This is a genomic window from Vreelandella halophila (assembly GCF_009856365.1).
GTDB lineage: Bacteria > Pseudomonadota > Gammaproteobacteria > Pseudomonadales > Oleiphilaceae > Halospina > Halospina utahensis_B.
The window spans coordinates 131032-143531 of the sequence record NZ_WMEX01000001.1 but is presented as its reverse complement, the minus strand read 5'-3'; the positions used below and the strand labels follow the sequence as shown (position 1 = coordinate 143531).

At 62.8% G+C, this 12500-nt stretch carries 11 protein-coding genes; 6 read left to right on the top strand and 5 right to left on the bottom strand.

Annotation, left to right across the window (positions count from 1 at the left end):
* Window positions 1-12: 12 nt before the first annotated feature.
* From GLW01_RS00605 to GLW01_RS00585, 5 genes are all read right to left on the bottom strand, one after another.
* Window positions 13-2406, bottom strand: a complete 2394-nt coding sequence (locus GLW01_RS00605) for an efflux RND transporter permease subunit (RefSeq protein WP_202405498.1) — start codon at window positions 2404-2406, stop codon at window positions 13-15.
* Window positions 2403-3395 (bottom strand): WD40/YVTN/BNR-like repeat-containing protein, encoded by a 993-nt coding sequence (locus tag GLW01_RS00600; RefSeq protein WP_160897765.1) that lies wholly within the window; start codon window positions 3393-3395, stop codon window positions 2403-2405. Before GLW01_RS00600 ends, GLW01_RS00605 begins: the two co-directional genes overlap by 4 nt.
* Window positions 3385-4329, bottom strand: a complete 945-nt coding sequence (locus GLW01_RS00595; protein ID WP_202405497.1) for a hydroxymethylglutaryl-CoA lyase — start codon at window positions 4327-4329, stop codon at window positions 3385-3387. The genes GLW01_RS00600 and GLW01_RS00595 overlap by 11 nt, the downstream gene beginning before the upstream one ends.
* Window positions 4326-5522, bottom strand: coding sequence for a CaiB/BaiF CoA transferase family protein (locus GLW01_RS00590; RefSeq protein ID WP_160897764.1), 1197 nt, complete (start codon window positions 5520-5522; stop codon window positions 4326-4328). Before GLW01_RS00590 ends, GLW01_RS00595 begins: the two co-directional genes overlap by 4 nt.
* A gap of 470 nt (window positions 5523-5992) precedes the next feature.
* Window positions 5993-6454 carry an REP-associated tyrosine transposase gene (locus tag GLW01_RS00585; RefSeq protein WP_160897762.1) on the bottom strand — a complete coding sequence of 154 codons (462 nt, stop codon included), beginning with the start codon at window positions 6452-6454 and terminating at the stop codon, window positions 5993-5995.
* A gap of 164 nt (window positions 6455-6618) precedes the next feature.
* Between GLW01_RS00585 and GLW01_RS00580 the strand changes: the two genes are divergently transcribed.
* The 6 genes from GLW01_RS00580 (at window position 6619) to GLW01_RS00555 (ending at window position 12468) form a co-directional block, all read left to right on the top strand.
* Window positions 6619-7419 carry a polyphosphate kinase 2 family protein gene (locus GLW01_RS00580; protein ID WP_160897760.1) on the top strand — a complete coding sequence of 267 codons (801 nt, stop codon included), beginning with the start codon at window positions 6619-6621 and terminating at the stop codon, window positions 7417-7419.
* A gap of 329 nt (window positions 7420-7748) precedes the next feature.
* A complete protein-coding gene (locus GLW01_RS00575; RefSeq protein ID WP_160897758.1) occupies window positions 7749-8972 on the top strand; it encodes an O-antigen ligase family protein in 1224 nt (407 codons plus the stop codon).
* Complete coding sequence (locus tag GLW01_RS00570) at window positions 8969-9709, top strand: glycosyltransferase family 25 protein (RefSeq protein ID WP_160897757.1); 741 nt, start codon at window positions 8969-8971, stop codon at window positions 9707-9709. The genes GLW01_RS00575 and GLW01_RS00570 overlap by 4 nt, the downstream gene beginning before the upstream one ends.
* Before the next feature lie 8 nt (window positions 9710-9717).
* The gene (locus GLW01_RS00565; RefSeq protein ID WP_160897756.1) at window positions 9718-10491 is read left to right on the top strand and encodes a sulfotransferase family 2 domain-containing protein; all 774 of its coding nucleotides are present in this window, start codon (window positions 9718-9720) and stop codon (window positions 10489-10491) included.
* Window positions 10488-11453 carry a UDP-glucose 4-epimerase family protein gene (locus tag GLW01_RS00560; RefSeq protein ID WP_160897754.1) on the top strand — a complete coding sequence of 322 codons (966 nt, stop codon included), beginning with the start codon at window positions 10488-10490 and terminating at the stop codon, window positions 11451-11453. Before GLW01_RS00565 ends, GLW01_RS00560 begins: the two co-directional genes overlap by 4 nt.
* A gap of 1 nt (window position 11454) precedes the next feature.
* A complete protein-coding gene (locus tag GLW01_RS00555; protein ID WP_160897753.1) occupies window positions 11455-12468 on the top strand; it encodes an MraY family glycosyltransferase in 1014 nt (337 codons plus the stop codon).
* Window positions 12469-12500: the final 32 nt, after the last annotated feature.

Genomic DNA, 12500 nt, shown 5'->3' with positions numbered 1-12500 from the left:
ATTTACCCGTTGTCAGTACGTTGAGGGAGCAGGCTGCCCGGTCGAGTCATCGCTCCGGGTGGTCTGCGGGGCCTGGCCGAAGATGAACTTCGGGCGCAGCACCCTTACCAGGGAGGGCATGACGAACAGCGAGGTGAACGCTGAAACGAGCAACCACAACCCGATAAGCATGCCCATCTCCGCCTGGAAGCGGAGAGAGGAAAAGGACCAGAGAAGCACGCCGGCGGCGAGGGTCACTGACGTCAGCAGCACCCCGCGTCCAGCGGAATAGAGGGACTGGCGGATGGCCTCAACGGCATCGCCATCGGGCTCTTTCTCAAGGTATTCCTTGACCGAGTCCACGATGTAGAAGGCGTAATCCACCCCCAGCCCGATGCCCAGCGCAACCACCGGCAGCGTGCTGATGCTCATGCCGATGCCCTGCCAGGCCATGAACGCGAAGGTCACCACGTTCGAGATCAGCACCGGCACCATGAAGAAGATGCCGCTGGCGGAAGAGCGATACACCACCAGGCAGGACAGGATCACCACCAGCAGCGCCAGCGCGATCGCCTCGACCTGGTCCCTCAGAAGCACCTCGTTGACCGCCGCGATGATCCCCAGGGAACCACCGGCCATGCGCACGTCCACGCCATCCAGCGGGTTGTTGTTGATGAAGCGCTTGATCTGGTAGGTCGCCTGACGCAGGGTCTCGCCCTTGCGGTCCTGCAGGAACAGGATCACCGAGCCGTCGCTGAACATGGGGTTGGCGTACTGGGCCAGATCGTCCGGCGCCGCACCCTGCATGTAGAAGCTGATCAGCTCGCCGTTCTCCATCTGGCTGTTGCCCAGCTCGCGGTAACGCGGGTTGCCCTCGTAGAGGTTGCGCCGCACGTCCACCACGATGTCCGCCAGCGAGAGACTGCCCCCGACCTGCGGCATGCGCTCCATGCGGCGCTGGAAGCGCTGCATCCAGTCGAGCACATCCGGGCGCTTGAGCACGTCGTCGCCGCCGGAGAGCACGATGAACATCTGCTCGGTGCCCGGGTACTGCTCATTGATCAGCGCACTGTCCCGGTTGAAGGAGGAATCCTCCCAAAGGATCGGCGAGCCGGGGGTGGCATCGCCCACGGTCAGGTCCGTGGCCTTGAACACCAGCAGGCCCACCGCAATGGCGGTCACTGGCAGCACCACGTAGCGGGCGCGGGTCTCGACCACCTTCACCGCCACGCTCAGCACCGCAGTCAGCAGAAAGCGCAGGTTCAGCGGGTGAGCGTTGCGCAGCGGCGCCTTGACCCAGCTCAGCAGTACCGGGGTCAGGATCACGGCGGAGAAGCCGATGGTCATGACCCAGATGGCGCCGATGATGGACACCTTCTGCAGCAGCGGGATGGGCGTGAGCACCACGCACAGGATGGCGCCGGCGTCCGAGACCAGCCCCAGAAGCCCGGGCCGGAACAGCTCCTTCATGGTCTGCTCGGCGGCCTTTTTCGGCTGAACGCCCTCGCCGTCGCACAGGTCATCAAACCGGGTGATCAACTGCACCGCATGGCTGAAGCAGCGCGCGGTGATGATGAACGCCACCACGATGACCAGCGGATCAAAGTTGAAGCCCAGCAGCACCCCGATGCCCAGCGCCCAGATCGTCGAGACCACGCCACTGAGCAACGGCAGCAGCGTCCCGCGCCAGGTCCGGTTCAGCAGGAACAGCGCCAGCAGCATCGCCCCCAGCGAGGCCAGCGCGATGTTCACGGTCTCGCCCAGGTAATGGTTCACCCAGCCGTACAGCACCGGCTGGCCCACAATGTGGTGTTCGACCTGGTCCTCGACCGGCGAGGCATCCAGGATCGACTGGATCTGCGGGAAGATCTTGGTGTAGTCCACCAGGTTGTCGTAGAAGTCCACCTGGATCAGCGTCGACCCCTGGTCCTGGGCCACGTAGATGCCGTAGACCAGCGGGTTGTTGAGCACCGCACTCTGAAGCTTATCCACGCCCTCGCGGGTCTCGGGCACATCCGGCCACATCAGCGGCACGCTCTCGATGCCCCGGGAAGAGGCGTTCACGGACTTGAGCTTGCGCGAGGCCAGGGAGGTGATCTGGAAGGGATTGACGCCACTGACCTTGGCCAGCTCCTGGGTAATGCGCTGCACCTCCTTCAGGATCGGGCGCTGGAAGATGGTGCCCTCCTCGGCCGCCACCATGATCGACACCTTATTGGAGCCCCCGAAGGTCTCCTTGTACTCCTGGTGCACGTCCACGTAAGGGTGGCCCTGGGGCACCATGTCACTGAACTCGGTGTAGACCTCCAGGCGCGTCAGCAGTGCCGCCATGGCGATCGTGGAGACCACGATCAGGGCGGTCACCGGCTTGCGGTGGCGGATACAGAATTCAGACAGGGCCTGAGCGAAACGGCTGAGCGACATCATTGGTTCTCCTCTGCTACCGGCCAGGTGTTCCAGTCGGAGGCCCGCAGCAGGCCAATGGTCTGGCCGGCGATCACGGTGCCGCGTTCAGTGGTCTGGAGGCGGGTGTGGTAGCCGCTGCCAAAGTTCTCGGGCTCGCGGCTCTGCCACTGCTGCCCGTCGGTGGAGGTGACCAGGGCGCCGGAGTTACCGACGGCCAGCCAGCGCTTGCCGTCAAAGCCCACGTCGTACAGATGCTCGGAAGTCACTGGGTCAAGCTCGCGCCAGTCACTGTCAGAGCCGGCGCGGTACAGCATGGTGCCGTTGTTGCCGACCACCACGCCGGCGCCGTTCTGGGTGAAGTCGACCGAGCGCAGGCTTTCGGAACCGAAGGTCCGGGTCTGCCAGCTCTGGCCGTTGTCCTGCGAGTGGATCAGCTCCCCGAACTCGGCCGTGATCCAGAGGGTGCCGTCAGGCGCGGCATTGATGTCGTTGAGCCCGATGTCCTCATCCAGGCCCAGTGACTGCCAGCTGCGGCCGCCATCGTCGCTGCGGAAGATCGCGCCCATCTCGCCCACGACCCACAGCTCACCCTTGAGCCAGGCCGCGTCCACCATCTTCCCGGCGCGTTCGGACACCGGCAGGCACTGGGATGTCCATGCCGACTCACCCGCCCGGCGGATGAAGACCGCGCCTTCGTTCCCCACGGCCACCACGGTGCCCTCAGGGGTCACGGCCACGCCCTGGAGGTTGATGGCCTCGGGCATGGTGTGGCGCTCCCAGCCCTGCGGCTCGCGGGTGCCCTCCAGCACGGTGCCGGCGTTGCCCACGAACCAGAAGCGTTCGCCATTGGCGCTGGCCACGTCGTAGAAGATGTCCCGCGGCTCGGTGAGCGGCTGGGGCAGGGGCAGCGGCTCCACCGTCGGGTGGATGAAGGCCGCGGCGTAACCGAGGCTGGCCACAACGGCCCACGGGGCCAGCTGGGCTGCAAATCCAAGCACTTTACCGACCATTGCTACCGCCTCCCTGCTGTTTGTCGTACTGCTGTGACAGCCAGCGGAAACTCTTGCCGCCGAGCTCAGTGCCGGTCAGCGACTGCACGGCGCGCACCACCGGCACCAGGGCCTGCGGGTCAATACCTGTGTCGTACCCCATGGACCCCAGAAGCAGGGCGACATCTTCAGTGGCCACATTGCCGGTCGCGCCCGGTGAGAACGGGCAGCCACCGAGACCCCCGATGGAGGCATCGAACTCGCGCACGCCCGCGTTGAGCGAGGCCAGCACATTGGCCAGGGCCAGGCCCCGGGTGTCGTGGAAATGGCAGGCAACCCGGCTGAGGGGGATCACCCTGCTGACCGCCTCAAGTACCGCCTTAACCCCGGTCGGGTTGGCGGCACCGATGGTGTCCGCAATGATGATTTTCCCCGCGCCGGCCGCACTCATACGCTCGGCGTAGTGGCGGACCACCTCCGGGTTTACCGGCCCCTCGAAGGGGCACTCAAACGCCACGGCCAGATACGCCTGGCCGGCAACACCCTCGGCACTGGCACGCTCAAGGATCCGCTCAAAATCAGCTGCGGATTCATCCACCGTGCGGCGGATGTTTTCGTAGTTCATGGTCTCGGTGACCGAGAGCACCACGTTCACCACGCGCGCCCCGGCGGCCACGGCCAGTTCATAGCCCTTCATGTTGGGAACCAGGGCGGCGTAGCGCACCTGGTCCTTTGAGGGCAGACCGTGGAAGACCTCATCCGTGCCGGCCATCTGGGGCACGGCCTTCGGCGAGACAAAACTGCCTGCCTCAACATGACGCAGCCCTGTATTAACAAGACGCTGGATCAGCTCCAGGCGTTCCCTTGGTGTCAGCGTCTTGCCCTGGCTCTGGAGGCCGTCCCGGGGGCCGACCTCATTGATGACGACTGAATCGTTTACGGCGGTTGCCATCATCCAACGATCCCCTTATCCAGAAGTGAACGGATCCGGTCCGCGCTGTAGCCCAGCTTCTCCAGCACCTCACTGGTGTGCTGGCCCAGCAGCGGCGGCGGTGTGTAGGAGTCGGGCTCGTCAATAGAGAGCTTGATCGGGTTGCCGGGCGCACGAACGGTGCCGCCGTCCGGCTGGGGAATGTCCACCACCATGTTGCGGAACAGCACCTGCGGGTCGTTCAACGCATCGGACAGACGATTGACTGGGGCGCAGGGAATGCGGGCGCCGGAGAGCAGCTCCACCCAGTGCGCGGTGGACTCGGTGCGCAGCAGCTCGGTCAGGATGCCGTTGATGCGGTGCTTGTCCGCGAAGCGCCCGGGCTGGGTGCGGTATTCCGGGTCACGCAGTTCGTTGATGTCGAGCAGCTCCACCAGGTTGTCCCAGAAGCTGTCGAAGATCACCGCGATGATCACGAAACCATCACTGGTGCGGAAGGCGTCGTAGGGCACGTGCACGAAGTGGCTGTTGCCGATGGGCGAGGGGTTCTCGCCGGAGAGGAAATACATGGTGGCCATGTAGTTGAGCATGCTGACCTGGCAGTCGAGCATGGAGATGTCCACGTGCTGGCCGTAGCCATGGGTGGTGCGCGAGTGCAGGGCCGAGAGGATGCCCATGACCGCGAACATGCCGCCGCCCAGGTCGCCGATGGGGATGCCCGCGCGTGCCGGGTGCTCGGCGTCATGGCCGGTGATCGACATGCCACCGCCAATGCCCTGCACCACCTGGTCGAAGGCCGGGCGCTGGTAGTTGGGCCCGTCCTCGCCGAAGCCGGTGACCGAGCAGGTGATGATCTGCGGGTTGATCTCGGAAAGGTGCTCGTGGTCGATCTTCAGCTTGGTGGGGACGCCGGCGGAGAAGTTGTCCAGCACCACGTCCGCATCGCGCACCAGGTCATAGAAGATGGCCAGGCCATCCTCGCTCTTGAGGTCGATGCACACGCTTTTCTTGTTGCGGTTGAGGGTGATGAAGTACGCCCCCTGCCCCCCATGGGAGAACTTGGGGTTACCGGCAAGCAGCGAGCGGGTGCCCTCCCCCTTGAGCGGCTCAACCTTGATCGACTCCGCTCCGAGGTCCGCCAGCAGCATGCCGGCGTAGGGTCCGGAGAGCATGTGCGTCAGATCAATGATCCGCACATCTTCGAGTGGTTTGGTCATGGCTGGTCAGCGCCTTGTTGTTGTCCGGGAACGCAGAAGGCTCCACCTCCTGCACGTTCAGTCTCTGGTTCAGCTCTGCCTGACCTATTGCAGGCGCTGTGCCAGAGCGTTCGGAAACAACAAAGACGCTGTTAAAGCGTTGTTCTGGAAGGACGTTAATGAAAGGAAAGCAATACGTAGAAGCCGGGGTGTCTCAGGAGGGTATTTCATCGTGAAAGGGGGACCCTTTCACCGCTGCAGACCCTGGAAAATCTGCCCCCCTCACTGTAGGAGCGAGCCTCGCTCGCGATTGATCTGTGGTATCGCTTGCGGAGCAAGCTCCTACGGAATGGCGTTTCTGCATTGCCTTGTAGGAGCGAGCCTCGCTCGCGATTTGCGGGTATCGCTTGCAAGGCAAGCTCCTACGGGGAACGCGCTACCAAAGACCAATCGCGAGCAAGCTCGCTCCTACAGAACGATGGTAGCCACGGTTACAACCACACCGCATCCCACAACGGGTAATCCCCGATATGCTCCACCAACCCGGCTCGCAACGGATTACCAATCACATACCGCGCCACACCGCGAACATCCTCATCACGGCGCAACGCCCGGTCGTGGAAACCGCTCTGCCAGACGCCTCCAGGATCGGGATGCCGGTCCCTGATCGCACGGGTAGTGAGGGATTTGGCCTTCTGGACGCAACGGGAAAGCATCACGCCATCGTGCAGCTGAAGCATCCAGTGGACGTGGTCCGGCATAACCACAAAGCAGAGGGTGTCGCAGAGGGAATGGGTTGCCTGGAGGCTGTGAACGGCCTGGCGGCCGTGGTCGAAGTGCGAGAACAGAGGCCTGCGGTCGTGGCACACCATCGTCACCAGGTAGATGCGCCCGGCCTCGCTCACACGCCCTTTCCGCAGGCGATGGCCTGCCGGAGCGGTATTCCCATCCATGGGATGTCTCCTTATTTCCGTTCAAATCAAAACGTATTCCACCCCCTGTAGGAGCTTGCCTCGCAAGCGATACCAAAAAATCGCGAGCAAGGCTCGCTCCTACAGTTGTGCCCGGGAAATAGGCTACGCTGAAGGGACGAACTCCTCTACCCGATCGAGGCCCCATGGACTGGCAGTTCAACCCCAACCACCCCCAACTGAGCCACTACCCGAGCCGCGCGGAGCAGCCCGAGGCCCTGCCGGATCTGGACACCAGCCTGAAGACCATCGGCGAATACCAGCGCCGTCTCTGGGCCAACCGGGAGAAGGCACTGCTGCTGGTGGTACACGGCACAGACGCCAGCGGCAAGGACAGCCTGATCCGCACGTTGGCCACCTACATGGACCCGGCCGGTTTCCACGCCTGGTCCTTCGCACGGCCCACGGGCAGCGAGGCGCGGCACGACTTTCTGTGGCGGGTCACCCCCCTGCTGCCGGGGTTCGGTGAAGTGGCGGCCTTCAACCGCAGCCACCATGAGGCAGTCATCGCCGAGCGGGCCTGGCCGGTGTGGCACGCCAGCCCCGGGGATACGGAGGGGCGCTACACCTCACTGCGCCAGTTCGAGCAGCACCTGGCGCGGGAAGGCACCTGCATCCTCAAGTGCTGGCTCCAGCTTTCCGAGGAGGAACAGCGGGAACGGCTGCGCAAACGCCTCGAGAAGCCCCACAAACGCTGGAAATTCGACCCTTCGGATATCGAGGGCTGGCAGCGCCGGGCCGAACTGCAAGGCTACGCGGAAGACGCCATCGCCGCCACCCACATCCCCGAAGCCCCCTGGCACATCATCCCCGCCGACAACAAACCGGAAGCCCGCGCCATTGTCGCCAGCCTCCTGGCCGACACACTGGAAAACCTGGCACCGGAATACCCGGCAGAGGACGAAGCGGTGCTCAGCCGCTACCGCCAGCTCCTGGATGACACCTGAAGCAGCCCTCCCCCACCCCTGTAGGAGCTTGCCTCGCAAGCGATAGCCTAAAGAATCGCGAGCAGGCTCGCTCCTACAGGGGATGCAGGATCCACGGTTCCGTAGGAGCTTGCCCCGCAAGCGATACCCCAAAGAATCGCGAGCAGGCTCGCTCCTACAGGGGATGCAGGATCCACGGTTCCGTAGGAGCTTGCCTCGCAAGCGATACCCAAAAGAATCGCGAGCAGGCTCGCTCCTACAGGGCCAAAGCCTCGTCTCTCACGCTTGCGAGGCCCACCAAGGCCCCGTAGACTCGCGCCACACCCACTAATCACGTCTCCTGCAGCCTCATGTCGTCAATTTCGGGCGAACGTCCCCCTTTCACCTGGTTTTCCGCCATTCTCCATGGCCTGACACTGCTCCCGCTCTGGTACTGCTTCACGCTCATGTGGTGGCTGCCCGAGGGCGTGAAATACGTGCCGGGGCTTGTCGTCCTTGCGCTGCTGGCTTTTGTGGCCAACCGGGGATGGCGGTTCAGGGACACCACGATTCTCCAACGCCATAAGGCCTTTCTCTGGGCATTCTGGCTCTGGATGGCCTATTCGCTCGTGATCTTCTTCTGGATGGAAGACAGCTGGACCGAAGTGAGGGGGTATCTGGCAGCCGCCATTTATATCTCCGTGATTGCTGGTTTTCGCCTATCCGCAAGACACCTCTTTATCCTTCTGGCCGTATCCGCCACAGGGCTGATCACACTCTCGCTATGGCAATTCACGCAGGGTGTCCCTCGCATTCACGGGTTCATCAATGCCAACACCTACGCAGCGGCCCTGGGTGGCCTCTCTGTGGTCATTGCCTGTATTGCAACAGGCGCTCGTAATCGGTGGGTCCAGAGCGGCCTCGCGGTGCTTGCCCTGCTTCTGGCATCAGCCCTTTTCATGACCGGCACCCGCGGCGTTTCCGCAACCTTTTGCATCATCGTGGTTGCAGCGTCCGTTATCCTGGTCATTCGCTCACGCCAGAAGCTGCCGGCACTGGTGGGCGTCGCGGCTCTCTCCATCGTCCTGATCCCAACCGGATGGATGCTGATGGAAGACAGGGTCGAGCGCACCTTCCACGAAGTAGAGAATCTTGAACACTCCACTTCCATAGGGCTGCGCCTGGAAATGTGGGAGGCGGGATTCAGGGTGATCTCCGAGTCACCCATTGTTGGCGTTGGCGAGGGCCATTACGCCATTGTAGATAACCTGTACGAACAGGGTTTGATCTCCGAACGCCTCCACCGCTTCCAGCTCGATCACTTCCATAACCAGCTCCTCGACTACACGGTCAAGAAAGGCCTGATCGGGGTCACCCTCTTCATAGCGCTCATCCTCGCAGCCCTGCGCAGCACCTGGCTGAACCGGGCGTTCCCGGCTGCGCTAATGGCCGGCCTGGCGCTGGTGGCCCTCTACGGGGGCACCTCCATGAGCAGCGTCCCGTTTCATCACCCGGAGACGATCTTCCTGTTCTTCCTCACCATGACCCTGCTGGGCAATGTCACCGAAAAGGAGCCGGGGAGCCAGACCGCATGAGAACCCTGATTGTCACCCTGGAGCGTGCCAAAGACCGGCAGCGCAACATTGCCGGCCAGCTTGAGGCCATCGGCCACCCCTTCGAGTACTTCCATGGGGTTGACGGCGGCCAGGGGCACCACCCGCTTTTTGATCACTACAATGAACCCAAACGCCTGAAGCTGAGAGGCGAGCCCATGAGCCCCGGCCAGTTGGGCTGCTTCGCCAGTCACTACCGCATCTGGCAGGAGTGTGTGGAGTCACAGGAACCCATCCTGGTGATTGAGGACGATGCCCTGATTGACCCCGAGCGGTTCCAGGCTTTCGTCAACGCGATCCCCGAACTCCCCGGGGATGTTGAGTGCCTTCGCCTGTTCGAGAATAAATCAAAGGTCCGGAAAGGCATCCATCCCCGCCACCTCGCCGGGGAGCTGTACGTGAAGAAGTTCCTGAAAGGCCACATGAGCACCACGGGCTACTACCTGACACCATCCGGCGCCCGGAAATTCCTTCGCGGCGCCTCTGAGTGGATTCTCCCCGTGGACCTTTACATGGACCAGTTCTGGCGAAACGGGGTCGAGTGCTATGGGCTTGTTCCCCCCTGCCTGACCAATGATCCACAATTCGACTCAATGATCAGCCAGGGAAGAGCCAGGACCAGACGCAACCTCAAAACCCGGTTCCGCCGGGAACGCTATGCCCTGGTGCAGAACTGCCAGCGCGTCTGGGCCAATCTCATGTTCCTGATCGGACGCTGAGCGCAGCCATGCAACTTACACCCTACACGCCAGGCGTCGCTTCGCTTTATGCAACCACTCTCTGGCACTTGGCGACACGACCTGGCAGCGTAAGAGCACTGCGCAATAAAACCCGGAAGAACAAACAATACAACTATCAGGGCCCCATCGAGACCGGGCTGCTATTCGTGCATATCCCCAAATGCGCCGGTATTGCCCTCAACCACGCGCTGTACCACTCACTGGGCCCGGGCCACGAGCCGGTGATGCGCTATCTGCACGCCTCCAGCCCAAACGTATTCCTGAACACCTACAAGTTCACCGTTGTCCGCAACCCCTGGGACAGGTTGGTTTCAGCATACAACTTTCTCAGTAACGGCGGCTTCAACGAAAAAGACCGAGCATTTTTCGATAACCACCTCAGCGGTTACCGTTCCTTCGATGACTTCGTGCGCTCCTGGCTGACTCCGGCAACCATGCATCGCACCCCGCACTTTCAACCGCAGACCCATTACCTCTCACTGAACCGGCACTGGCAGACCCCGCTGGACGACCTCTGCTTCTTCGAAACACTCGACCAGGATCTTGCCAGCGCCCCTCACCCCAGGCTCAATGCGCTCACACTACAGCGCAGGAACGCATCCACCACAGGCACAGATCACTACCTTGAGTACTACTCACCGGAGAGCCTGAACATTGTGTCGGAACTGTACCAACAGGACATCGAGGCTCTAGGATATACCCCAGACAACAGCACGCTCGGAACCCAGATGGCATACAGGGATCAACGTTTCCGATCATGACTGCGGCCCCCCAACAACAGCAGATTCTGGTTACTGGTGCCACAGGGTTCGTGGGGCGGCAGGTAACCCCCGCTCTCAGTCGTGTGGCATCCGTTACCGCAGCGGTGCGCTCCCCTGGGCCCCGGATAAAGGGCGCTCAGACCGTGGCTGTCGGACCTGTCGATGGCAAGACTGACTGGCAGCCGGCACTCGCGGGCGTTGAGGCTGTTGTGCACCTGGCCGCCCGTGCCCACGTCATGAAAGATGAGGCACAGGACCCCCTGAGCGAATTCCGGCGGACCAATACAGAGGGCACACGCCACCTCGCGGAACAGGCTGCCAGCGCCGGCGTCAGGCGTTTCATCTTCATCAGCTCGATCAAGGTCAATGGCGAATCCACCGCCCCCGGCAGGCCTTTCACCGCTCACGACATCCCGGCCCCCCAGGATCCCTACGGGCAATCCAAGGCTGAAGCCGAACAGGCATTGCGCGCAGTTGCTGCCAGCACCGGCATGGAAGTGGTGATTATCCGCCCGCCCCTGATCCATGGACCAGGCGTAAAAGGCAATTTTGCGGTTATGCTGAACTGGCTCAGGCGGGGTATCCCCCTGCCCCTGGGCCGAACGGATAATGCCCGCTCCCTCCTGGCCGTGGACAACCTGGTGGATCTCATCACAACCTGCCTTAACCACCCGGATGCCGCCAACCAGACCTTTCTCGCCAGTGACGGCGAGGATGTCTCGACCACACAGCTGCTGCGCCGCATGGCGGCAGCACTGGGCAAGCCGGCTCGTCTTCTGCCTGTACCACCACCGCTGATGAAATTCGGTGCCAGAATGATCGGCAGGGAACCAGTCTACCAGCGCCTGTTTGGGTCGCTGCAGCTGGATATACGCCATACCCGCGAGACGCTTGGCTGGGCACCGCCCCTGACAATGGATGAAGGCCTGCGACAGACCGCCAATGCCCTGAGGAAGCACTGACATGTCCACCCAACCTCTTCTGATTATGGGCGCGTTCATTGTCACCACCGTGCTCACAGGTGCTTTCCGCCGTTACGCACTCTCACGGAGCCTGATTGATGTGCCCAACGCACGGAGCTCACACCAGGTGCCCACACCCAGGGGCGGCGGCCTGGCGGTGGTGATCGTGGTTCTTGCGGCTCTGGCCCTGATGCCCTGGAGTGCGAGCCTTGAACCCAGAGTAGGCATCGCGCTCGGCGGGGCAGGGCTGATTGTCGCCTCTGTAGGCTTCCTGGATGACCACGCCCACGTGGCAGCGCGCTGGCGGCTTCTGGGGCACTTCCTGGCCGCCGGATGGGGTCTTTACTGGCTGGGCGGGCTGCCGGCCATCGTGCTGTGGCAGGCGCCCGTGGATCTGGGGCTGGCCGGCCACCTGCTTGCAGCCGTATTCCTGGTGTGGCTGCTGAACCTCTACAACTTCATGGACGGCATCAACGGCATTGCCGGCATTGAGCTGATCACCGTCGCCCTCGGAGGCATGATCGTAGGCGCAGTTGCCGGCGTTCAGCAAGCCGACCTCTTGCTGGCGGTACTGATCGCCAGCGGGCTCGGGTTTCTGGCGTGGAACTTCCCGCAGGCCCGCATCTTCATGGGCGATGCCTGCAGCGGCTTTCTGGGGCTGGTTCTGGGTTTGATCGCCGTCTGGCAGGGGCTGCTTCAGGCCGAGCTGTTCATCGCCTGGGTCATCCTCCTGGGCACGTTCCTGGTGGACGCCACGCTCACCCTGCTGCGTCGAATCCTTCGCGGCGAGCCTTTCTACGAAGCGCACCGCAGCCATGCCTATCAGGTTGCCTCGCGCCACTACGGCAGCCACGCACCGGTCTCGCTGGCCTTCGGCCTCATCAACCTCCTCTGGCTCACCCCCATGGCCCTCCTGCTGCTTAAAACAACCGTACCGCCCGCACTCATCCTCACAGCCGCATTCGCCCCGCTGGTGATCATCGCTCTGTGGTTCCGGGCCGGCGCCAGTGAATAGCCTGGCGCCATTGCAAAAGTGCACTCAATGTC